General features: G+C 34.3%; 22 protein-coding genes and 1 riboswitch. Of the genes, 17 read left to right on the top strand and 5 right to left on the bottom strand.

Features of this window, described 5'->3' with window-relative positions; translation table 11 throughout:
• Positions 1–127: 127 nt before the first annotated feature.
• The 4 genes from QO200_RS12080 to QO200_RS12065 are packed head-to-tail and all read right to left on the bottom strand — an operon-like array spanning position 128 to position 6,329.
• Positions 128–1,528 (bottom strand): efflux transporter outer membrane subunit, encoded by a 1,401-nt coding sequence (locus QO200_RS12080; protein WP_371540510.1) that lies wholly within the window; start codon positions 1,526–1,528, stop codon positions 128–130.
• Positions 1,518–4,688 carry an efflux RND transporter permease subunit gene (locus tag QO200_RS12075; protein ID WP_371540507.1) on the bottom strand — a complete coding sequence of 1,057 codons (3,171 nt, stop codon included), beginning with the start codon at positions 4,686–4,688 and terminating at the stop codon, positions 1,518–1,520. The genes QO200_RS12080 and QO200_RS12075 overlap by 11 nt, the downstream gene beginning before the upstream one ends.
• 8 nt (positions 4,689–4,696) lie before the next feature.
• On the bottom strand, positions 4,697–5,815 hold the full coding sequence (locus tag QO200_RS12070; protein ID WP_371540505.1) for an efflux RND transporter periplasmic adaptor subunit: 1,119 nt from the start codon (positions 5,813–5,815) through the stop codon (positions 4,697–4,699).
• Between the two features lie 22 nt (positions 5,816–5,837).
• Positions 5,838–6,329: a GbsR/MarR family transcriptional regulator gene (locus QO200_RS12065; protein ID WP_371540502.1), complete on the bottom strand. Its 492-nt coding sequence runs from the start codon at positions 6,327–6,329 to the stop codon at positions 5,838–5,840.
• A gap of 200 nt (positions 6,330–6,529) precedes the next feature.
• Here QO200_RS12065 and QO200_RS12060 point away from each other — a divergent pair, with 200 nt between their 5' ends.
• The 16 genes from QO200_RS12060 (at position 6,530) to QO200_RS11985 (ending at position 22,518) form a co-directional block, all read left to right on the top strand.
• On the top strand, positions 6,530–7,771 hold the full coding sequence (locus QO200_RS12060; protein ID WP_371540499.1) for an HD domain-containing protein: 1,242 nt from the start codon (positions 6,530–6,532) through the stop codon (positions 7,769–7,771).
• A 27-nt stretch (positions 7,772–7,798) separates the two neighbouring features.
• A complete protein-coding gene (gene lpxD / locus QO200_RS12055; RefSeq protein ID WP_371540496.1) occupies positions 7,799–8,842 on the top strand; it encodes a UDP-3-O-(3-hydroxymyristoyl)glucosamine N-acyltransferase in 1,044 nt (347 codons plus the stop codon).
• The gene (locus QO200_RS12050; RefSeq protein WP_371540493.1) at positions 8,835–10,223 is read left to right on the top strand and encodes a bifunctional UDP-3-O-[3-hydroxymyristoyl] N-acetylglucosamine deacetylase/3-hydroxyacyl-ACP dehydratase; all 1,389 of its coding nucleotides are present in this window, start codon (positions 8,835–8,837) and stop codon (positions 10,221–10,223) included. Before lpxD ends, QO200_RS12050 begins: the two co-directional genes overlap by 8 nt.
• A gap of 77 nt (positions 10,224–10,300) precedes the next feature.
• The gene (gene lpxA, locus QO200_RS12045; RefSeq protein ID WP_371540490.1) at positions 10,301–11,086 is read left to right on the top strand and encodes an acyl-ACP--UDP-N-acetylglucosamine O-acyltransferase; all 786 of its coding nucleotides are present in this window, start codon (positions 10,301–10,303) and stop codon (positions 11,084–11,086) included.
• A gap of 96 nt (positions 11,087–11,182) precedes the next feature.
• Positions 11,183–11,749, top strand: coding sequence for an elongation factor P (efp, locus tag QO200_RS12040; RefSeq protein ID WP_371540488.1), 567 nt, complete (start codon positions 11,183–11,185; stop codon positions 11,747–11,749).
• Between the two features lie 20 nt (positions 11,750–11,769).
• Positions 11,770–12,699: a UDP-3-O-(3-hydroxymyristoyl)glucosamine N-acyltransferase gene (locus QO200_RS12035; protein WP_371540486.1), complete on the top strand. Its 930-nt coding sequence runs from the start codon at positions 11,770–11,772 to the stop codon at positions 12,697–12,699.
• Between the two features lies 1 nt (position 12,700).
• Positions 12,701–13,063, top strand: a complete 363-nt coding sequence (locus QO200_RS12030; RefSeq protein WP_371540483.1) for a nuclear transport factor 2 family protein — start codon at positions 12,701–12,703, stop codon at positions 13,061–13,063.
• An 86-nt stretch (positions 13,064–13,149) separates the two neighbouring features.
• The gene (gene sucD, locus QO200_RS12025; protein WP_371540481.1) at positions 13,150–14,022 is read left to right on the top strand and encodes a succinate--CoA ligase subunit alpha; all 873 of its coding nucleotides are present in this window, start codon (positions 13,150–13,152) and stop codon (positions 14,020–14,022) included.
• Between the two features lie 216 nt (positions 14,023–14,238).
• Positions 14,239–14,661: a hypothetical protein gene (locus tag QO200_RS12020; protein WP_371540478.1), complete on the top strand. Its 423-nt coding sequence runs from the start codon at positions 14,239–14,241 to the stop codon at positions 14,659–14,661.
• 316 nt (positions 14,662–14,977) lie between these two features.
• Positions 14,978–15,289 carry a transposase gene (locus tag QO200_RS12015; protein ID WP_371540475.1) on the top strand — a complete coding sequence of 104 codons (312 nt, stop codon included), beginning with the start codon at positions 14,978–14,980 and terminating at the stop codon, positions 15,287–15,289.
• 50 nt (positions 15,290–15,339) lie between these two features.
• Entirely contained in the window at positions 15,340–15,921 is a 582-nt protein-coding gene (locus tag QO200_RS12010) for a T9SS type A sorting domain-containing protein (RefSeq protein WP_371540666.1), read from the top strand.
• A gap of 98 nt (positions 15,922–16,019) precedes the next feature.
• A riboswitch (SAM-I-IV-variant riboswitch) is annotated at positions 16,020–16,116 on the top strand.
• A gap of 59 nt (positions 16,117–16,175) precedes the next feature.
• Positions 16,176–17,498, top strand: a complete 1,323-nt coding sequence (locus QO200_RS12005; protein ID WP_371540472.1) for a Na+/H+ antiporter NhaC family protein — start codon at positions 16,176–16,178, stop codon at positions 17,496–17,498.
• Between the two features lie 185 nt (positions 17,499–17,683).
• Positions 17,684–18,430 carry a 3-oxoacyl-[acyl-carrier-protein] reductase gene (gene fabG, locus QO200_RS12000; protein WP_371540469.1) on the top strand — a complete coding sequence of 249 codons (747 nt, stop codon included), beginning with the start codon at positions 17,684–17,686 and terminating at the stop codon, positions 18,428–18,430.
• A gap of 78 nt (positions 18,431–18,508) precedes the next feature.
• Positions 18,509–20,536, top strand: coding sequence for a hypothetical protein (locus QO200_RS11995; protein WP_371540466.1), 2,028 nt, complete (start codon positions 18,509–18,511; stop codon positions 20,534–20,536).
• 32 nt (positions 20,537–20,568) lie between these two features.
• Positions 20,569–21,465 carry a LysR family transcriptional regulator gene (locus QO200_RS11990; RefSeq protein WP_371540464.1) on the top strand — a complete coding sequence of 299 codons (897 nt, stop codon included), beginning with the start codon at positions 20,569–20,571 and terminating at the stop codon, positions 21,463–21,465.
• A 75-nt stretch (positions 21,466–21,540) separates the two neighbouring features.
• Positions 21,541–22,518, top strand: coding sequence for a YeiH family protein (locus QO200_RS11985; RefSeq protein WP_371540462.1), 978 nt, complete (start codon positions 21,541–21,543; stop codon positions 22,516–22,518).
• Here QO200_RS11985 and QO200_RS11980 read toward each other — a convergent pair.
• Entirely contained in the window at positions 22,511–23,251 is a 741-nt protein-coding gene (locus QO200_RS11980) for a YoaK family protein (RefSeq protein ID WP_371540460.1), read from the bottom strand. The two genes, QO200_RS11985 and QO200_RS11980, sit on opposite strands and share 8 nt — an antisense overlap.
• Positions 23,252–23,351: 100 nt before the next feature.
• Here QO200_RS11980 and QO200_RS11975 point away from each other — a divergent pair, with 100 nt between their 5' ends.
• Entirely contained in the window at positions 23,352–24,356 is a 1,005-nt protein-coding gene (locus tag QO200_RS11975; RefSeq protein WP_371540458.1) for a zinc dependent phospholipase C family protein, read from the top strand.
• Positions 24,357–24,472: the final 116 nt, after the last annotated feature.

The following is a 24,472-nucleotide window of genomic DNA, read 5'->3' as shown; positions in this document are numbered from 1 at the left end:
GGTATTGCTGTTTTCCTGGCGGATCGGTAATAGAAAAAGGCAATATCAAAACACAAAAAAGCCACTAAGTACAATGCTCAGTGGCTTTCTTTGAATTAACAACTATTATATCTTTATTCGCAGTACTTTATTGCCATCCACCACCAAGGGCTTTGTACAATTGAATTACGGCTTTATATTGTTGGAATTTATTGTCTACTAAACTTAGTTCAGCATTTAAGGCATCATTTTTAGATGTTAATACTTCTAAATAATTTGCTAAACCATAGGTTAACAATTCATCTGAATACTTAGCCGCTTTTTTAAGTGCATCTGCTTGTTTTGTGCGAACTGTAATTTTGTACGTTTCGTTATTGTATTGTGCTAATGCATCCGAAACCTCTTTACCTGCAATAAGTAAGGATTGCTCAAATTGTAAATAGGCCTTTTCCTGATTGGCTTTGGCTATTTCAAATTTGGTTTTTACTTGCCTTTGATTGAAAATGGGTTGTGTCAACCCTGTAATAATATTAGCGAAAAGTGAGTTGGCACTAAACCATTCTTTTAAGTCGATACTTTGAAGACCTCCAGTAGCGGTGATTTTTAAACTGGGGTAAAAACCACTTTTTGCAACGTTTGTCATTTCAAAATTGGTAATCAAGTTGTATTCAGCTGCAATCACATCAGGTCTGTTTCGCAATAAATTAGCGGGAACACCTAAAGTAATAATGGGTTGCATGTTTTGAGATTCAAAAGTAGAACGCTCAATTTTTGCCGAAGGCTCATTTAAAAGTGTGCTCAGCGTATTTTCAAGAATAATCACATTGTTTTTTAAATCAGCAATGATTAATTCGGTAGCGTACTTTTGTGCTTCAGTTTGTTTAACCCCGACTTCAGTAACATTACCTGCTTTTTTTAAAGCTAGTATCGTTTCGATACTTTCGTCTCTATTGATCAAAGTTTCTTCGGCTACTTTAATTTGTGCATCAACTGAAAGTAATTGATAGTACGTACTTGCAATATCAGCAATTAATTGTGTTTTTATCGCTTGAGTGACCGCAGTCGTTTGTAGATACGCAGCATTAGTAGCGCGTTTATTGCTTCGTATTTTTCCCCATATATCAGCTTCCCAAGAAAGGTTTCCTGACAGTTGGTATTGATCTGTACTGCGATCTTGCAGGAAAGCTCCAAACTGACTGTTTTTAGATATTATATTGTGCGTCCAGTCTGTTCCCACAGATAGGCTAGGGAAGTAGCCCGCTTTTCCCTGTTTCATGGTAGCCTGTGCAGCCACAATATTTTGCATAGCAATGCGGACATCTAAATTGTTTTGTAAGCCTTTTGAAATATAGCCTTGCAAAAGAGGGTCGGTAAAAATTTTATCCCATGAAACATTTGATAATGAAGTAGTGTCTGTTGACACTACTTCATTTCGATACAAATCTGCTGTTTTTAACTCGGGTCTTTTATAGTCTTTCGCAACAAAACACGATTGCATTACGGTTGCTGTTAGTCCTAAAAGTGCGACTCTGTATATTTTATTTTTCATTTTCTTCTTCTAAAAGTGCAACATCATTTTCTTTAGTATTTACTGGTTTTCCAGAGATACGTTCTTGTAATCCTTGAAAGATGATAAATAAAATTGGAATAACAAATACTCCAAAAATAGTTCCTACAAGCATTCCTCCAACGGCACCCATTCCGATAGAACGGTTTCCTACAGCACCAACTCCAGAGGCTAGTGCCAATGGCATCAATCCGAAAATGAAAGCTAACGAGGTCATCAATATCGGACGCAAACGTGCTTTTGCACCTTCAATAGCAGATTTTGTCAGATCCATTCCGTTTCGTCGCCTTTGTATGGCAAACTCCACAATCAAAATTGCATTTTTGGCGAGTAATCCTATCAACATAATTAAGGCCACTTGGAAATAGATATTATTTTCTAATCCGGCGAGGTTTACAAAACCAATCGCTCCTGCAATACCTACAGGAAGTGAAAGCAATACAGATAGCGGTACTAAATAACTCTCGTACTGCGCACTTAATAGGAAGTAAACAAAGATTAAACTCAACAAGAATACTCCAATGGCTTGATTACCGGCAAGAATCTCTTCCCGAGTCATTCCTGAGAATTCATAGGTATATGATTTTGGTAAATGTTGCGCGGCTACTTCTTGAACGGCTTTAATGGCATCTCCAGAACTGTACCCAGGATTAGCTTTACCGTTTATATTAACTGCTTTAAGCATGTTAAAACGAGCAACCGCCTCAGGACCATATATTCTTTTAAAATCTACAAACTGACTGATCGCTACTTGTTGACCCGCAGCATTCTTAACATAAATATTGTTTATAGACTCAAGGTTTGCACGATCTTCAGGCTTTGCCTGAATCATTACACGGTATTGTTTTCCAAACTTATTGAAATCAGTCGTATATAATCCACCATAATAGCCTTGCATGGTATTAAATATATCAGGGATAGCTATTCCCGCATCTTTGGCTCTTTCAATATTAACATCCATTTGATATTGTGGAAAATTAGGATTGAAATTAGTGATGGCATACTGAACTTCAGGACGTTTCATCAATTCCCCTAAGAATTCGTTAGTCACTTTACTAACCGTTTGCCAGTCATCGTCTCCTTTGTCTTGTACCTTCAATTCAAAACCATCGGCACTACCAAAACCTTGTACACTTGGAGGTGTAAAGAATAAGGCACGGCCTTCTTTTAATCCAGCAGTTTTAGCAAACAATTGGCCAACGACCGCATCTACAGACTGATTGTCTTCAGTACGTTCACTCCAGGGTTTCAATTTAATCACCGAAAATGCATACGAACCTCCGTTTACTCCGTTTAGCAAACTGTAACCTACAATATTCATTCGAGCTTCAACAATATCCATAGAAGCAATGATGGAGTCCAATTCTCTTACTGTCTTTGTTGTTTTTTCCAAAGTAGTACCAGGAGGAAGTGTTAAATCGGCCATGATGATACCTCTATCCTCATTTGGAATAAATCCAGAAGGAGTAATTTGGAATAATAGCACCGTAATTCCGGAAAATACTAATAAGGCAACAACAGTAATCCATTTTTTTGCAGCTAGGAAACGCAGTGATTTCACATATTTGGCATTCATTCGATCAAAATTAGTATTGAAAGCAATGAAAAAACGGTCTTTAAAATTAGCATCATGATGCTTAGAGTCTGGATGTGGTTTTAATAGTAATGCGCATAATGCAGGACTTAAAGTCAAAGCATTTACCGCCGAAATTAAAATAGCAATTGCCAAAGTAACAGCAAATTGTTGGTAAAATACTCCCGATGGACCACCTAAGAACGATACCGGAATAAATACTGCTGCCATCACTATCGTAATAGAAACAATGGCTCCAGTAATTTCGTTCATCGCAGAAAGTGTTGCTTCTTTAGCCGACGTAGCGCCCTCATCCAGTTTGGCGTGTACCGCCTCGACGACTACGATAGCATCATCGACGACAATACCAATGGCCAGAATCATTGCAAATAGCGTTAACATATTGATGGAGAACCCAAATATTTGCAGAAAGAAAAAGGTACCTACAATAGCAACCGGTACCGCAATAGCAGGAATTAATGTTGACCTAAAGTCTTGTAAGAATATATAAACAACGAGGAAAACCAGTAAAAAAGCTTCAATTAAAGTAGAAATCACCTTGTCTATAGAAGCATCTAAGAATGTTTTAGTATTAAAAGGAATAATATAATCAACTCCAGGAGGGAAATCGACCTTTGACTCCTCTAGGATAGACATAATCTCTGTGGTAATGTCTTGGGCATTGGATCCGGAAGTTTGAAAAACGCCCATTACAACTCCCTCTTCACCCATAGCAATATTCTTAGTTCCATAATTGAAACCTCCTAACTCAACAGTGGCTACATCTTTAATTCTTAAGAAGTTTCCGTTTCCGGTAGATTTGATAATAATATTCTCATAATCTTTTATTTCCGAAAGTCTTCCTTTGTATTTAATAACGTATTCAAAAACACCATCTGCATTCTCTCCAAATTTTCCTGGAGCTGCTTCAACGTTTTGTTCTTGTAAAGCGGCCTGAATATCCTTTGGAGCCATTCCATAATTAGCCATTTTTTCAGGATCAATCCAAATTCGCATGGAGTAATCTTTGGCCCCAAATACATTTACCTGACCTACACCGCTAACACGTTGTAGTTTAGGTACCAGGTTAATTTTAGCATAATTCTGAATATAAACTTCGTCATAGTCTTTGTTGCTGGAATATAAGGCAAAAAACATCAAGGCACTATTTTGACTCTTTATTGTGGTAACGCCAGTTTGTACTACTGCAGTAGGTAACTTACTAGTGGCACGTGCCACTCTGTTTTGCACGTTTACCGCAGCAATATCCGGGTCAGTTCCTAATGCAAAATAAACAGAAATTTTAGCCGAACCATCATTTGCTGCCGAAGACGTCATATACGTCATTCCTTCTACACCATTTATTTCTTCTTCCAGTGGAATAACTACACTGTTCAGCACCGTTACAGCATTTGCTCCCGTATAATTAGCGGTAACTTGCACTGTTGGCGGTGCTATTTCGGGATATTGTTCTACGGGTAAGGACATCAATCCCAATACACCTAATATGGTGATTAGAATCGATATTACTGTAGAGAGTACAGGTCTTTCTATAAAAGTTTTTAACATCTTTGCAATTATTTTTTAGTGGTAGTTTGTGTAGCATCATTTGCTTCTACCGCATTCTTAATAGGCTCTGGTACAATTTCCATATCATCTTTTAGTTTTGAAGCACCTTCAATAACTACAACATCTCCTTCTGCAAGTCCGGCAGTTACAATGTAATTTAAGTCAGAAGTTCCATTGGTTTCTATAATTCTTGATTTCACTTTGTTTCCTTTTTCAACAGCATATACAATTTGTTTTCCTTGTACTTCAAAAACAGCTTTTTGGGGTATCAGAATAACATTGCTTTGTACAATTGGTAAACGAATGATTCCGCTGCTTCCACTTCTTAAAATCCCTTCAGGGTTTTTAAATTCAGCTCTAAACTCTGTAGTACCCGTAGTTGGATTTACTAATCCGTTCATGGTAGCTATTTTTCCCATTTGGTTGTATTCTGAATCGTCCACTAATATTAGGCTGACAGCAGGTGCTGACTTTAATTTTTCGGCAGTAGTGGATCCTTTAAATGTCTTATTAAAGTACAATACTTGTTTTTCATTCATAGAAAAGTAGGCACGAACAATTTTCGTGTCTGATACTGTTGTCATAGGCATTTCGCTAGTAGGGTTTACTAAACTACCTTCTTTAAAGGGTAAACTTCCGATGACTCCATTTACGGGAGAATAGATGGTTCCGTAACCAATATTTGCAGCAATACTTCCGTAGGCACTTTTCGCTTGGGCTAATTTAGCTTTGGCTGTCGCCAATTGTACGTTACTGATGATATTTCTGTCTACAAGTGGTTTTAAACGATCCACTTCAACTTGCGCCGCTGCAACCATTGCTTTTGCAGCCGAAGCATCTTGATTTAGCATTTGCGTTTCTAATTTGAATAAAAGCTGCCCTTTTCTAACCACTTCACCTTCGTCAATATATATCTTTTGTATAAATCCGCTTACTTTAGGTCTGATTTCAACATTTTGTTGTCCTTCAAGATTAGCCGTAAAGTCCTGGTATACGGTGGCATCTTGCATTACTACCTCTTGTACGGGAAAATTTGCGGGTCCTTGCACTGCAGGTTGTTCTTCTTTCTTGCCACATGAGGAAAGTAGCAGCGAAAAAGCTATTATAGATAATGAAATTTTTTTCATTTTTGTTTAATTTGATTTATTATTAATTACTATTAATGGATTCTATTATTTTAAATTTGGCTATGGTTTTCATAAGCAACTCTTCCACTTCGCTAATGTGAATTTTATACGCTTTTACATTCTCTAAATTGCATTTTTCTTCAGGACAGGAAATTGTTTTTTCACGATATTGAAGCATTTTATCAATTACAAATTTTTCCGACTCGAGCATTTTTTTGTAATTCAATAGTCGTTCACTCAAAGGAGCTGCTCTAAAATATTTCTTTCGATCACCCGCTACGGTGAAATAGTATATTTTCTCCATTTTTAGTAGTAAATTTAAATTGGTAGATATCGAGCTTTTGCTGGCAGATAATTTTTCGACTATAGACTCAAAGGTCAATCCCGATTTACATCCATCAATAATCAGTAAGCCTAAAATTCTCGCCGCTAAAGGCGATATATTAAATAAAGACTCAAAATGAATACCGGATAGCTCAATGATTTCCTCTCTCTCTTTTTGTATGCTGTCCATATTTTTTTTGCAAAGGTACAATTGGTTCGTAAAATACCGAACCAATCGAACTTAATGTTAAGTTAATTTTATCGAAATTCATTAATTCGTGGAAATCAATTCAAAAAAAAATATTTTCAGCGACAATCAACCATAAGAAAAACACTTTCATAACTAAAATCTATTTTACCTATATTTGTTGACCTAAAAACAATCTTATAGTGAGTCAAATCAATAAGCTTAAAATATTCAATGATCCTATTTATGGGTTTATCACCATCCCTAATGCTTTAATTTACGATTTAATACAGCATCCTTATTTTCAACGCTTAAGACGTATTTCGCAGATGGGATTATCGTATCTGGTTTATCCAGGTGCTAATCATACTCGATTTCATCATGCTTTAGGTTGTATGCATCTAATGCAAAAGGCAGTTGATGTATTGCGTTTTAAAGACATTGAAATTTCTAAGGAAGAAGAAAATGCACTATATATCGCTATTTTATTACACGATATTGGGCACGGACCTTTTTCTCATGCAATGGAAAGAAGTATTGTTGAAGATGTTCATCACGAGGAAATCTCCTTATTGTTTATGCATCAGTTAAACGCTGAGTTTAATGGGCAACTCGATCTGGCTATAAAGGTCTTTAAAGGAGAATATCATCGTTTGTTTATGTTACAGCTAATTTCCAGTCAACTGGATATGGATCGAATGGATTATCTGAAACGTGATAGTTTTTATTCAGGTGTAGCAGAAGGAAATGTGAATTCAGAGCGACTGATTCAAATGATGAATGTCGTGGATGATGTTTTAGTTATCGAAGAAAAAGGAATTTACTCTGTTGAAAAATTTCTAATGTCCAGAAGACTAATGTATTGGCAAGCATATTTGCATAAAACCAGTTTAGTGGCTGAATTAATTTTGACCAGAATCCTGAAACGTGCAAAAGAATTAACATTAAAAGGAATGATTTTACCTTGTAGCGAACCTTTGCGATATTTTCTAGAGCATAAAGTTACCATGGATACATTTGATGCGCAAACTTTAGATCTATTTTCTCAACTTGATGATTTTGATATTATCAGTGCGTTAAAAGGATGGCAGCGTAATGGTGATTTTATTTTGTCTTCATTGAGTAAAATGATAATCAATAGGGATTTACTAAAGATAAAATTAACCAGTGAAAAAGTAGAGTTGCAAGATTTACAGCCTTTAAAAGAACGCTTTGCATTAGAAAATAATATTACTATACAGGAAACTAATTATTTTATTTTTAAAGGAAAAATAAAAAATCAGGCTTATAGTAAGGAAGCGGAACCGATACGAATATTGAAAAAAGACAAGACGGTGGAGGATGTTATTGAATCTTCTGATCAGTTGAATTTAAAATCATTATCTAAATCAGTAACCAAATATTATATCTGTTTCCCAAAACAACTTGTGGAAATGAACATTTAAAATCTATTTTTTTATATTTTTGTGGCAATGAAATTTACAGCAGAACAAATAGCGGGGATATTAGATGGTGAAGTTGTTGGGAATCCCAATGCTGAAGTGTATGAGCTATCTAAGATTGAAGAAGGAAAGGACGGTTCACTTACTTTTTTATCAAACCCAAAATACAATAACTACATATATAGTACTGAAGCTACAATTACGATTGTAAATAAAAGCTTTACTCCAGAGTCAGACTTAAAGACTACAATGATAAAAGTAGATGATGCTTATATGGCATTTTCTAAATTATTAGAGTTTTATGATCAAGCTAAAGCTAGTAAAAGCGGAATAGAACAACCGTCTGTTATAGCAGAAAATGCTAAATATGGCAGTAATTTATATTTAGGTAGTTTTAGCTATATAGGCGCAAACGTGATTTTAGGTGATAATGTCAAAATTTATCCTAATTGTTTTATAGGTGACAATGTTGTCATTGGAAATAATGTCACTATTTTTGCCGGTACTAAAATTTATGAAAAAACAAGAATAGGAAATAATTGCGCCATACATTCTGGCTCAGTTATAGGGGCAGATGGTTTTGGCTTTGCGCCAAATCCTGACGGCACTTACAAAAAAATTCCTCAAATAGGGAATGTTATTATAGAAGACGATGTAGATATTGGTGCTTGCACCACTATAGACAGAGCTACAATGGGATCAACTATAATAAGAAAAGGAGTGAAACTGGACAATCAAATTCAGATTGGACATAATGTTGAAATAGGTGAGAACACGGTAATCGCTGCTCAAACTGGCGTTGCAGGTTCGACTAAAATTGGTAGAAACGGAATGATTGGTGGTCAGGTTGGTATTTCAGGACATTTATCCATTGGGAATAATGTTAGAATACAAGCGCAATCAGGTGTTGCAAGAAACATAAAGGATGATGAAATCTTGCAAGGAAGTCCAACATTTGGGTATAACGATTACAGTAAATCCTATGTGCACTTTAAAAATTTACCGAAAATCGTTGCAGAATTAGAAGAATTAAAAAAACATATAATAAACCAAAAAAACGGGAATAATGGTTAAACAGAAGACTATAAAGACAGAAATCTCGCTTACAGGAGTCGGATTACACACAGGTAAAGTAGTTACAATGACTTTCAAGCCTGCTCCAGTAAATAATGGTTTTACTTTTGTCAGAGTAGATTTAGAAGGACATCCTGTTGTTGAAGCAGATGCAAATTACGTTGTAAATACACAACGAGGAACCAACTTAGAAAAACTTGGAGTAAAAATACAAACACCAGAACATGTGTTAGCAGCCTTAGTAGGTTGTGATTTAGATAATGTCATTGTAGAATTGAATGCTTCAGAGCTGCCTATAATGGATGGTTCATCTAAATATTTTGTTGAAGCCATTGAAAAGGCAGGAATTGAAGAGCAAAATACAAAACGTAATGTTTATGTAGTGAAAGAAGTTATTTCATTTACGGACGAGGAAAGCGGAAGCGAAATTTTAATTATGCCAAGTGATCATTATTGCGTTACTACCATGGTCGATTTTGGAACTAAAATTTTAGGTACTCAAAATGCCACGATGAAAGGTATTTCTGAATTTAAAAAAGAAATCTCTGAGTCTAGAACATTTAGTTTTCTGCACGAATTGGAATCATTATTAGAAAATGGTTTGATTAAAGGGGGCGATTTAAATAATGCTATTGTATATGTAGATAAAGAAATATCTAAGGCTACAATGGAGAATTTGAAAGTTGCTTTTGGTAAAGAATCAATTAACGTAAAATCAAACGGGATATTAGACAATCTTACATTGCATTATCCTAATGAAGCAGCAAGACATAAACTACTTGACGTAATAGGTGATTTGGCTTTAATTGGTACAAAAATACAAGGTAAAGTTATAGCCAATAAACCAGGGCATTTTGTAAATACACAATTTGCTAAAAAAATGGCTAAAATCATAAAAATCGAACAAAGAAATTATGTTCCTGTTTATGATTTAAACTTAGAGCCGTTGATGGATATACACAAAATCATGGCTGTTCTTCCTCATAGACCTCCATTTTTATTGATTGACAGAATAATTGAAATGTCTGAAAGTCATGTGGTAGGAATGAAAAACGTTACAATGAATGAAAATTTCTTTGTTGGACATTTTCCGGAAGCACCAGTAATGCCAGGGGTATTGATTGTAGAAGCAATGGCACAAACCGGAGGGATACTTGTACTGAGTACAGTTCCAGATCCTGAAAACTACTTGACTTATTTCATGAAAATTGATAACGTTAAGTTCAAACAAAAAGTATTACCGGGAGATACCCTAATTTTTAAGTGTGATTTAATTACACCTATACGAAGAGGAATTTGTCATATGCAAGCAAACGCTTATGCTAATGGTAAGTTAGTTGCAGAAGCTGAGTTAATGGCTCAAATTGCCAAAAAGCAGTAAAATGAAAGTAGGTAAAAAACCTGAGATGAACTATTTCAAGGTTTTTATTTATATATATAAATTATAAAAAAAAGTAGATGAATCAACCCTTAGCATATGTTCATCCTGGCGCGAAAATCGCCAAAAATGTTGTTATTGAGCCTTTTACAACAATCCATAATGATGTAATTATTGGAGATGGGACTTGGATAGGATCTAATGTTACCATTATGGAAGGTGCAAGAATTGGAAAAAATTGTAATATATTTCCTGGTGCAGTTATATCAGCTGTTCCACAGGATTTAAAATTTGGTGGAGAAGAATCACTAGCAATTATTGGTGATAACTGTACAATCAGAGAATGTGTGACAATCAACAGAGGAACTGTAGCATCGGGACAAACAGTCATTGGTAACAATTGTTTAATAATGGCTGCTGCCCATATTGCACACGATTGCCGTGTTGGTAATAATGCTATTATTGTTAATGGTGTTCTTTTAGGAGGACATGTAACTATTGGAAATCATGCTGTTATTGGAGGATTAGCTGCTATTCATCAATTTATTAGTGTTGGTGATCATGCCATGGTTTCAGGTGGTTCATTAGTAAGAAAAGATGTACCTCCATTTACTAAAGCTGCTAAAGAACCTTTATCGTATGTAGGAATCAATTCAGTTGGATTGAGAAGAAGAGGTTTTACATCTGAAAAAATCAAAGAGATACAAGAGATTTATAGAATTTTATATCAAAAAAATTACAACGTTACTCAAGCTTTAGGAATTATCGAAGCAGAGATGGAAGCAACTCCAGAACGAGATGAAATCATCGATTTTATTAGAAATTCGTCACGTGGTGTAATGAAAGGTTATACAGGAAATTACTAAATAAAGTCAGTACTTAGGTATTTAGATCTTAGACTCAAAAAAAATAATTAATATAAATTGCTAATAGCCAAAAGCTAATAGCCAAAAGAAAATAAAATGGCATCTACATCAGACATCAAGAACGGATTATGTATTAAGTACAATAATGACATATACAAAATTATAGAATTTCTTCACGTTAAACCTGGAAAAGGACCTGCTTTTGTTAGAACTAAATTAAGAAGTTTAACAAATGGAAAAGTATTGGACAATACATTTTCTGCGGGACATAAAATTGAAGAAGTACGAGTAGAAAACCATAAATTTCAATATTTATATCCAGAAGGAGATGATTTTCATTTCATGAATACGGAGACTTTTGAACAAATATCTTTGAACAAGAACATATTAGATTCACCAGATTTACTAAAAGAAGGAGAAAATGTTATGGTAAGTATCAATACAGAAACTGATTTACCTCTTTCTGTAGATATGCCATCATCTGTAATTCTTGAAGTTACTTATGCTGAGCCAGGAATAAAAGGAAATACAGCTACTAATGCTACTAAATCAGCTACAGTTGAAACAGGGGCTACTGTAAATGTACCTTTATTTATAAATGAAGGAGATAAAATTAAAATTGATACAACATCAGGTTCTTACATGGAACGCGTAAAAGAGTAAATAATTTTCTAATTTAAATTATGAAATTTCCAAAAGTTTACGCTCTACAAGAAATTGCCACTATTATAAACTGTGAATATATTGGGGATGCTAATTTTTTAGTATCCGGAATGAATGAAATTCATGTGGTAGAAAAGGGTGATATTGTTTTTGTAGATCATCCTAAATATTATGATAAAGCTTTAAATTCAGCGGCAACTATTATTTTGATTAACAAAAAAGTAGATTGCCCAGAAGGAAAAGCATTATTGATTTCAGAGGATCCATTTAATGATTTCAACAAATTAACTAAATACTTTAAGCCTTTTGAGCCTTCAAGTGTTTCTATTTCTACTACAGCTAAAATAGGGCAGGGAACTGTAATTCAGCCTAATGCGTTTATTGGTAATGATGTTGTAATAGGAGAAAATTGTTTGATTCATGCTAATGTTGCGATTTACGATAACACCGTAATAGGAAATAATGTAATCATCCACGCAGGAACTGTTCTTGGTGCTGATGCATTCTATTACAAAAAACGAGAAGACGGATTCGACCAATTGCTTTCAGGTGGTAGGGTGGTAATAAAAGATAATGTGGGCATTGGAGCACTTTGTACAATAGACAAAGGGGTTACAGGTGATACCATCATTGGCGAAGGAACAAAAATTGACAATCAGGTTCATGTAGGACATGACACTGTAATTGGCGAAAAATGTTTAATTGCATCACAAACTGGAATAGCAGGTTGCGTTATTATTGAAGATGAAGTCACGATCTGGGGACAGGTAGGAACTACTAGCGGAATTACGATAGGTAAAAAAGCGGTGATTATGGGTCAAACAGGTGTTACTAAATCTGTTGAAGGCGGAAAATCCTATTTTGGCACCCCCATAGAAGAGTCTAGAGAAAAATTAAAACAACTGGCCAATATTAAAAAAATACCAGATATTTTAAATAAATTGAAATAATATGACAGCAAAGGAACTCGTTCAAGATTTTTACAAATCAGATGCTCTAATTAACAGTACCACTATGAAAGAATATTTGCACTCTGATGTTACGTTGGATTGGAATAGTAGTAAGGGTTTTGTCCAATTGGATTATGACTCTTTAGTAGATCTTTCCGAAGAGTTGGGTAGAGCTTATGTTCGCTCAAAGATCAGGATTAGTCATATTATTGCCGAAAATGATATGATTAGTGTACGCTATTCTCATTTTGTAAAAACAATTGAAAATCCGAGAGAGGAGATGTTATTGGCGCATTTTATAGCAATTTGGGAAATAAAAGACAATAAATTATATAGAGGTTATCAAATGAGTCAATTATCATAATATATTTTGATAAGAAAAGGCCACAAAATAATTTCAAAACCTTACTTTTGCAACACAACTTATAAAAATCACATAAAATATATATCATGAGTGTTTTAGTTAATAAAGATTCCAAAATAATTGTTCAAGGATTTACAGGAAGTGAAGGAACTTTCCATGCTTCTCAAATGATCGAGTACGGAACAAACGTTGTAGGTGGTGTAACTCCAGGAAAAGGGGGAACAACTCATTTAGATCGTCCTGTTTTTAATACTGTACAAGATGCAGTAGAACAAGCAGGTGCTGATACTACTATTATTTTTGTACCACCCGCTTTTGCTGCTGATGCAATAATGGAAGCTGCTGATGCAGGAATAAAAGTTATTATCGCTATTACGGAAGGAATTCCTGTGGCTGATATGATCAAAGCAAACGCTTATGTTAAAGAAAGAAACGCTAGGCTAATAGGACCTAACTGTCCAGGAGTTATTACTCCAGGTGAAGCTAAAGTTGGTATCATGCCAGGTTTTGTTTTCAAAAAAGGAACTGTAGGTATTGTTTCTAAATCAGGAACATTAACGTATGAAGCAGCTGACCAAGTAGTAAAACAAGGTTTAGGTATTACTACTGCAATTGGTATTGGAGGAGATCCTATCATTGGAACTACTACGAAAGAAGCAGTTGAGTTGTTAATGAATGATCCAGAAACAGAATGTATTGTAATGATAGGTGAAATAGGTGGACAACTAGAAGCAGATGCTGCTCACTGGATTAAAGCCGATGGTAACCGTAAACCAGTTGTAGGATTCATTGCAGGAGTTACCGCTCCAGCAGGTCGTACAATGGGTCATGCAGGTGCTATTGTAGGTGGAACTGATGATACAGCAGAAGCTAAAAAACAAATCATGAGAGAATGTGGAATACACGTAGTGGATTCTCCAGCTGAAATTGGTAAAAAAGTAAAAGAAGTTTTAGGATAGTCATCTATTTTAAAACTAAAATATAAAAAGCCTCACATTTGTGGGGCTTTTTTATTATAAAATAGAATTAAAGAAATACCTTTGCACTTTATTAAAAACAGCTATTTTACCGCTTTAACTTTAATAATAATAAATAGAAACGAATGGTTTAGATAATCCTCACGATTTTGTGGGGTATTTTTTTGAGGAAGCCAATTCAAATAAAAATAAAACAATATGTATAAGGAATTAAAAAAATTTAAAGTTAGCGACAAATTTTCATTTGCTGCAGATGACAGTTTAGAACAAGTTTGTAATGCTTCAGAAGGAAGTGGCGTGTTTTTAGTGTATGCAGTAGCAGAAGAAAAAGAGTTGATCATGGTAGGTTCTACAGGAACAGTACAAAATGACGGAACTTTGAAAATTAAAAATGGTGGTCTAAAAGAAAAGATTGTTGAAGGGCACCAGTTTGCAAAAACAGGAAGGAAATATTCTTGGCCAGCGCAAATGAAAAAAGAAGATATCAGCTTGTTAGAAGTTGTTTGGTATGAAACATTCAATGATGATACTAAAGGTATTCCTACTGCTGTAGAAGGACAAGTTTTACAAATTTTCTTAGATGAAAATGGTAGATTACCAAGATGGAATGTAGCTTTCTAGTCAATTTCATAAATCATATATTTTATAAAAAAAGCTTTACTTCGGTAAGGCTTTTTTTTTTAGGAAAATAATTTATTACTAATTGATTTCTATATATTTGATTACTTTAATTTATGAAATGAAAAAACTTTACTTTTTACTTATTGGATTTTGTTTTTTTGGAAGTGTTAATGCTCAGGTTATTGATATACCAGATGTCAATTTTAAGAAAAAATTACTAGAAGCAAGTGTAGACAGTTATATTGCAACCAATGTTTATTTTAGCCCCTTATAAGTTCGGAGTGATATTTTAAATTTCAAATAGTACATTTGAGATATGAAATACAAGAAATGGAGTTTAGAAGAGAAGTTAGAAATTTTATCTTCTTGCGAAGAATCAGGAGTTGTAGAAACCTGCCGTAAATACAGTGTTAGTAAAGGAACTTTGTACAGTTGGAAGAAGAAGCATGAGAAACAAGGAGAAGCAGGTTTAAAAGTCACTTATGACGATCGTAGCAAAGAGTTAAAGCAAGCTGAGGAAGAAAACCGTATCCTACGTAAATTATTAGCTAATAAAGAAATTGAACTAGAAGTTGGACGTGAACTTTTAAAAAAAAAGTTTGGGACGTCCGATCCAAGAAAGATTTAGTTGATAGTATTTGTAGCAAGTATAAAATCAGTAAAAGCAAAGTCATTGTGATGGTAGGTATGATTCAAAGTAGTTACTACCGAAGACCAAGCCATGGTAAAAAAGGTAATAAGCCTAGTGTCTTTACTTATAATAAATCCAAAGGAATGGTAATTCAAGAAGTTGTTATTAAATCGGTTAAAGAAATCTTAAGTCATGAGTTTATAGACTGCGGATACCGTTTAATGACCTCTTATTTACATCGAGATGGCTATAAGATTAAAACATTACCAACATTAGTAGTTGGCGATACATTCCAAAATGAAGCTAATATTTATTTTGATTATAACTTTCCAATTCTGACAAACAAAGCGACATCTACCTTTAAAACCTTAGCAACTTCAGATTTTGAATTTTCAAATTACTTTAGTGTGTTTCCAAATCCAGTAAATGAGATTCTAAATATTAATTATAAAAATTCTATAGAAGTACAATCAATAGCAATTTATGATATTCTTGGACAAATGGTCATTGCTGTTCCGAATGCGACTTCAGTAACAAAGGTTGATGTTTCTAAACTGGCTTCCGGAAAGTATTTCTTGAAAATGAATACAGATAAAGGAAGTTCGAATATGAAATTTATAAAAAACTAAATTAGTTATAAAAAAGCTTTACTTCGGTAAGGCTTTTTTTTGTAAAATATTTTTTTTGATCGAAGGTGACGATTTCAAAAAATAATAATTACTTTTGCAGCCGTTATCACGAATCTCAAAAAGAGATAGCAACCTGCAACAACGAGCAAGGTGCTAAAACGATAAGCCAAATCCTTTGGAAAAAACGTTGTTTTACATTCCCATTTTTTTAGCTATTGTTTTTCGTCATATTTATATCATTATAAAACTGATTTATGACTCATTTATTGAAAAAAAAAGGAAATGCATTTGCTTTAATTCCCTTATTGATTTTTATTTTTATTTTTTTAGGAGCCGGTATATGGCTTGATGATTTCTATGCTTTACCTGCGCCAATTGCTGTTGTGATAGGAATTATTTCTGCTTTCTTACTTTTTAAGAGTTCGTCAGATGAGAAAGTAGCCACTTTGATTGCTGGTTGTGGAGAGAGTAAAATTATGACCATGTGTCTCATTTATCTTCTCGCGGGAGCATTTGCTGTTGTTAGTAAAGCAACGGGAGGTGTGGATGCAGTTGTAAGCCTTGGAATTAATACAATTGATGTCGCTTATTTTCCGTTAGGGATCTTTTTAATAGCGGCCTTTTTATCAACAGCTACTGGAACTTCTGTGGGAGCCATTGTAGCTATTGGGCCTATCGCAGTAAATCTGGCTAATTCAAGTGGAGCTTCATTGCCATTGATTGCAGGCGCTTTGTTAGGTGGTTCGATGCTTGGAGATAATCTATCGATGATTTCAGATACTACAATTGCTGCTACGCAATCATTAGGATGTAAACTGAAAGATAAATTCAAAATAAATTTATTCATTGCTTTTCCCGCAGCCATTATAACCGTTCTAGTTTTCTTTTATTTGGGACTGAACTCTGATATTACTGCAGTGGCGATTCCTAAGACCAATTTTGAATGGATAACTATTCTTCCTTACGTTCTAGTAATTGTATTAGCATTAGTTGGCATAAACGTTTTTTCAACACTGATTATTGGAACTTTATTAGCTGGATTGATTGGGTATTTTGGAAATCATTTTACGTTGATGGAATTTGCCCAAAAGATATATGAGGGCTTCACTAGTATGACTGAAATATTTTTATTGTCTATGCTTACTGGTGGTTTAGCAGCAATGGTTGATAAAGCTGGAGGAATTGATTATTTATTGTACCAAATCAAAAAGCGCATTAAAAGTAAAAAATCGGCGCAGGCTGGAATTGGTGCTTTGGTAGGTTTTACGAATGTGGCTATTGCCAATAATACAGTTTCCATTGTTATAACAGGTGGAATTGCTAAGGAAATTAGTGATGAATACGATTTGAGTCCCAAGAAAACAGCAGCAATTCTTGATATATTTTCTTGTGTAGTGCAAGGGATCTTGCCTTATGGGGCACAAGTATTGCTGATTTTAAGTTTTGCAAATGGCAAACTTGATTTTATGGATTTACTAACAAATGCTTGGTATCATTTATTTTTGTTTATTTTTACTTTGGTTGCGATTTATAGCTCTTTTTGGGACAAATTGGTAAAACGATTTCTGGATCTTTAAAATCGGTTCGATTTCGAATGTTATTGATTTTTAAATTTTTTTAAAAAAGGAATTATTCTATATTTGACAACTGTAAGATAGCCCTGATAGTAGTGGAAATCCTTTTATGAAAGCGCTAGCGGTCATAAAAGATTGAAGCGGATAGCAGGAATAGCTACAAATAAAAATTAAACTAATTTTTGAATATGAAATTACTAGAAGGAAAAGTGGCCATTATAACAGGCGCGAGTCGCGGAATTGGAAAAGGAATTGCAGAAGTTTTTGCAAAACATGGAGCAAATGTTGCTTTTACATACAGTTCATCTGTGGAATCGGCTTTAGCATTAGAAAATGAATTGAACGCTTTGGGAATTAAAGCAAAAGGATACCAATCAAATGCAGCTGATTTTAATGAAGCACAAGCTATGGTTGATGCTGTAATTGCTGAATTTGGAACTGTTGATATTTTGATTAATAATGCTGGAATTACTAAAGACAACTTGCTAATGCGTATGTCTGAAGAGGATTTTGACAAAGTTATTGATGTGAACTTGAAATCAGTTTTCAATATGACCAAAGCAATTCAAAGAACTTTCTTGAAAAAACGCGCCGGATCAATTATCAATATGAGTAGTGTAGTAGGAGTGAAGGGTAATGCGGGCCAAACGAATTATGCCGCTTCAAAAGCAGGTGTTATTGGATTTACAAAATCGGTTGCACTTGAATTAGGTTCGCGTAATATTCGTTGTAATGCTATTGCTCCAGGATTTATTGAAACTGAAATGACAGCAAAATTAAATGATGATGTCGTTCAAGGATGGAGAGACGGGATTCCGTTGAAACGCGGAGGAACTACTGAGGATGTTGCTAATGCTTGCCTTTTCTTAGCGTCTGACATGAGTGCTTATATCACTGGTCAAGTCTTGAATGTTGATGGAGGAATGCTAACATAAGAAATTATAAATTTTAAATGATGAATTTTAAAATACTGAATTCTTTCCATTTAAAATTCATCATTTAAAATAAATAGAATGACAACAAACACGGTCCTACTAATTCTACTATCAATAGTAATTGCCGGTGGTTTATCATTTTACCAATATTTTTATAAAGCCAAAAGCAAATCAAAACTAAATTTGTTTTTGGCTTTATTGCGTTTTCTATCCTTGTTCGGGATTCTATTATTGTTGATTAATCCCATAATCACCAGAAATACGCTGGAGATTATTAAACCGCCTTTGGCAGTTGTTGTAGATAATTCAAGTTCGATAACGGCCTTAAACGCTAACAAAAAAGCTTTAGAAATATATGCTTTAATAACAGCAAACTCAGCCTTAAATGAAAAGTTTAATTTGCAGTCGTATCGATTTGACACGGCATTTGAACCCTCAGAAAAATTTGACTTTAAAGGGACACAAACTAATCTAGGCGGAATTTCAAAAGAGTTAAGAAGTACTAATAGAAATAGTATATTCCCAACAATTCTCTTAACAGACGGAAATCAGACTTCAGGTAATGATTATGTTTATAGTTTTGATGCTGCCAATAAAGTTTTTCCAATAATTTTGGGAGATACAACCAAGGTAATCGACTTAAAGATTAGCCAAATCAATGTCAATAAATATGCATTCTACAAAAATAAATTTCCTGTAGAAGTTTTCCTGAACTATTCTGGAGACAAAAATGTGTCTGCAGATTTTATGATTTCACAAGGGAATTCAGTTGTTACAAAACAAAGTGTTTCCTTTTCATCCTCTAAAAGAACTGCCATTTTAAATGTTCTTTTACCGGCAAATAAAATAGGTTCGCAAACTTTTAAAGCAACATTATCCAGTCTTGAAAAAGAGAAAAACACTTATAATAATTCAAAAAACTTTGCGGTAGAAGTAATTGATCAGAAAACAAATATTGCACTTATAACGGCAATAAATCATCCGGATGTAGGTGCTTTAAAACGCAGTATTGAATCTAATGCACAACGCAAAGTAACCGTTATTAAACCTAACGCTGTCAATTCATTAAAAGATTACAATGTTCTGGTTTTATATCAACCGACAGCAGCCTTTAAGTCTATCTTTGAAGATAATAAAAAGGCAGGAATATCTACTTTTATTATTACCGGAACAAGTACTGATTTCTCCTTTTTAAATAAGGAGCAAAGTAGTTTGGCATTTAAAATGAGTAATCAAAAAGAGAATTATTTAGCGAGTTTTAATCCCCAATTTAATTTATTTGCCACAGATAATATTGGTTTCGAAAATTTTCCTCCATTAGAAAATGCCTTTGGAGCTATTACCGTTAAGGGCAACGCTTCTGTTTTACTTTCTTCTAAAATTAGAACTATAGATACAAATTCCCCATTATTAGTATATGCCGAAAATCAAGGAAATCGTAGCGCATTTCTATTGGGTGAAAATATCTGGAAATGGAGATTGCAAAGTCATGTTGATACTCAGTCCTTTGCTAAATTTGATGTTTTTATAGATAAAACAATTCAGTATCTAGCCTCTAGTAGTTCTAAAAAAGCATTAGTGGTTAATCATGAAAGTTTTTATAACTCAGGTGACGCTATCGAAATAACGGCTCAATATTTCAATAAAAACTATGAATTTGACGATAAAGCGCGTTTGACAATTATTGTAAGAAATACAGTAACTAAACAAACTAAGAACTACGATTTATTGAAAGGAAACGCATTTTACAAAGTAAATTTAGACGGACTTGCAGCAGGAAGTTATAATTTTTCTGTAAAAGAACTGAATTCAAATACAAGTTATTCAAGTCATTTTGAAATTTTAGATTTCGACAAAGAAAAACAATTTGTCAATCCCGACGTAGAAAAATTAAAACAATTGGCCACGCAAACGCAAGGAGCAGTTTATTTTCCAAATCAGGTGAACACACTAATCAAATCACTTTTAGAAGATGACAATTATAAAGCAATAGAAAAAAATACGGTAACCCGCTCTCCTTTGATTGATTGGACTTTACTGCTAATTTTAATTGTTTCATTGCTTTCCACCGAATGGTTTGTAAGGAAGTACAATGGATTGTTGTAAATTCCATTTGGTTTAACCAATACAATGCAATTATGGATTTTAGATTAAAAGTGTTTTTCACCGTGGCTACCCGATTAAGTTTTACTAAAGCAGCAACTGAATTATTCATTACACAGCCAGCAGTATCTAAGCACATACAAGAACTGGAAGAAGAATATAAAGTGAAGCTTTTTGACCGAAATGGCTCAAAGATTTCGCTGACGCATGCGGGAGAACAGTTAGTCAAACATGCCAAGAACATTTTTGAAATCTACCGTGAAATTGATTTTGAAATGAGCTCACTTATAAAAGAGCAGCAAGGTATGCTTCGCCTAGGAGCCAGCACAACTATTTCTCAATATATAATTCCGCCACTATTAGCTCGCTTTCATCAGGAAATGCAGGGTGTCAAAGTTATTTTGCGTAATGGTAACACAGAACAAATAGAAAACGCCTTACTGAATAAAGAAATCGAAATCGGCATTGTTGAAGGACAGTCTAAAAACAAAGCTATTAAATATACTCCGTTTTTAAAAGACGAATTAGTACTGGTTTGTAATAGAGCTAATCCATTGGTAGACAAAGGAGAAATTACAAAGGAAGACCTCGTGCAATTGCGATTTTTAATGCGGGAACAAGGGTCAGGAACATTAGAAGTAATCGAACACGCTTTGAAACCCTTAAAAATTAAGATGGCTGAGTTGATTGTGGAGATGCAATTAGGGAGTACTGAAAGTATCAAGTCGTATCTTATGAATTCAAATTGCGTGGCTTTTATTTCGATACATGCTATTGAAAAAGAATTGAAAAACAATGAGTTAGTCATTCTTGATGTAGATAACCTTATTATAGAACGTTATTTTTATATCATTGGTTTACAAGGAAAAACAAACGCTCTTTCAGATTTGTTTATCAAAAATATTACGAAACACTATAATTTAAAGTTATAATAGATTGTTTATTATGATTGGTGAATACCGATTTATCCCCGCATCTTTGTTGGGTACTAATTCAATATATTCACCGTGGAAAATCAGTCTAAAATCATCTCAAAGAACAGTTCTCCTTTTTTTAATACGAATACTATAACACAGCAAGTTATTTTTGTCCTATTGCTGGTAATTTGTATTTCCGGATTAATTTCGCCACCTATCGCTTTAGTTCTTGGTTTAGTTGCTGCCAATATTTCTGGTAATCCATTTTTGCGCTTTAATGCAAAAGCAATTAATATATTACTTCAGCTCTCTGTTATCGGTTTGGGTTTTGGAATGAATGTAAACTCTGCGATTTCTGCTGGGAAAACGGGTTTTTTGTTTACTGTCGCATCTATCTTTAGTACTTTACTCTTAGGTTTGTTAATAGGTAAATGGTTAAAAATTGACAAAAAAACGTCTCATTTAATCTCATGTGGTACTGCTATTTGTGGAGGTAGTGCTATTGCCGCGATAGCCCCAGTCATTAAATCTGACGAAAAACAGACTTCTGTAGCCCTAGGCGTGATTTTTATCCTTAATTCAATTGCTCTCTTTTTATTTCCTGCTATTGGACATTGGTTGCACTTAAGCCAACAGGAATTTGGTTTATGGTGTGCTATTGCGATTCATGATACGAGTTCAGTAGTAGGTGCAGCTAATAAATATGGTCCTGAGGCATTGCAGATTGCAACAACTGTAAAATTGGCTCGTGCTTTATGGATTATTCCGGTTACTTTGATTACTGCACTGGTTTTTAAGAACAAATCGAGCAAAATAAAAATTCCTTATTTTATTGGAGTGTTTATTTTGGCGATGGTACTTAATACATACGTTCCACAAACAGCTCTGGTAGCACCGTATATGGTTGCTTTAGCAAAAACAGGACTTACGATTACCTTGTTTTTAATTGGCGCAGGCTTAAGTCATACTGTATTGCAGTCTGTGGGGGTTAAACCATTGGTGCAAGGAGTTCTACTTTGGGCATGTATTGCCATATCAGCCTTACTTTCCATTCTGTATTTTATCTAGTAACACGACTGAATCTTTTCCTTTTTATTACATAGAACTGTAGTCGGACATAATCATACATCAGTGCTATTAAAAGAAAAAAAGCAGCGACAAAAAGAGTCTTCATCTCTAGAAAAGTATAGAGAAAACCTCCTGAGGTACAACCGATGAAAAAGAAGACAATAATTGATAACCTTAAGTAAATACTTGTATTTAGTCTTTTTTTTTCATTTGGTTTTTTGTAAAAAAACAGCTGTGATAATTCAATTCCTAAGTCGGTAAAGAGTCCTGTTAAATGGGTTGTCCTTACAACAGAATTTGATATTTGGGTTACCAAAGAATTTTGTATTCCCATGGCAAAAAGCATCGCAAAGGCGATCCATTTTCCCGATAAACTTGAGAGATCTCCTTGTACACCAAAGACACCAACCAAAAGCAAAATCGCTATTTCTAATGAAATTGGTATTACATGTGATAGATCCGGATGTTTTATTGCCACAGATTCGGCTAAAAAATTCGACGTAAAGGCCCCAAATAAAAAGAAAAGTGTAAAAACAAAAAATGTAATTGCCGCCGAATAATTTTGTTTAATAACTTCCTCAGCAAAGAAGGCGAAATGCCCCGTTACATTAGTTGTTAGAGTCTTTACTGCTAATACACCTGTAATATTTACGGTTCCTGCAACGAATGAAAGCAAAGTCGCTAAACGTAAATTATGAATAAAAGTTCTATTTTTTCCTTGGTGGCGAAACATGATAAAGGATAAGTTACTTTCTAATTTATATAATGTTAAACTAGATATTTTTAAATTGTCTGAAAAACAAATACATTTGTAGTTCAAAAAAATAAAAGTAATGATAAATATCAAATTTAAGCCTACAATGTTGGTGCTAACTGCAATATTCATTGGATTTCTAACATTGTCATGGGGAATCGTGGGGCACGAAAGAATTAATAAAGCAGCTGTAATGGCTTTGCCAAAACCGTTACAGGTTTTCTTTTACAACCATATTGATTTTATAACGCAAGAATCGACTGTTCCCGATATGAGAAAGTATGTTTTACAGGACAAGGCGGAAGGCCCAAGACACTATTTTGACATGGAGAATTTTGGAGATATAGATGGTTTTCCACAGTCTATGGCAGAAGCTAAAAAGAAGTATGATGATAAATTTTTGTCTAAAAACGGAACACTGCCTTGGCATATCCAAGATATGATGGCAAAATTAACGCAGGCGTTTAAGGACAAACGCAAATCAGAAATCTTATTTATTGCTGCTGATTTAGGACATTATATCGCTGATGCACATATGCCTTTGCATACCTCAGACAATCATGATGGTCAACTGACAGACCAAAAAGGAATCCATTCCTTATGGGAAAGCAGATTGCCTGAGCTGTTTGTTAAAAATTATAAATTTACTGTAGCACCAGCGCACTATTATGAGGACGTAAACAAAGCAACTTGGGATATGATTATGGACACCCACAGTTTAGTGGAGCCATTATTAGCAGCAGATAAAGGATTGAGAACAACATTAGCTGTAAATCAAATATTTGTAACTGACGCAGAAGGAAATGTGGTGAAAAACAAATACAACGGCGTGAAATATTCAAATGAATACGCTGCTAAATTTCACAGTGCTTTAAATGGGATGGTAGAAAGCCAAATGAAAAAAGCGGTTACTGCAACAGCAAGTTTCTGGTATACGGCATGGGTAAATGCAGGAAAACCAGATCTAAGCAAGCTAGATGCTGAAGTACTTACAAAACGCAACCGAAAAGCATTAAAAAAGGATACGAAGTTATTTAAAAAAGGAGATCTTTTTGGTATTGAAAGTGATAATGACGCCGAATAAAAGCAATCTTATTGCATAAGAAAAAAGCCTGTGAAACGATTTTAGACTGAACCCAAAAGTTTGGACAAATTTATAATTAATTTTGATAATAATGAGCTCGATATTGTATCGGGCTC

Source organism: Flavobacterium sp. Arc3, assembly GCF_041431375.1.
GTDB lineage: Bacteria > Bacteroidota > Bacteroidia > Flavobacteriales > Flavobacteriaceae > Flavobacterium.
Note: the sequence above shows the minus strand (reverse complement) of the source record. Positions and strands in the feature narration are given on the sequence as shown.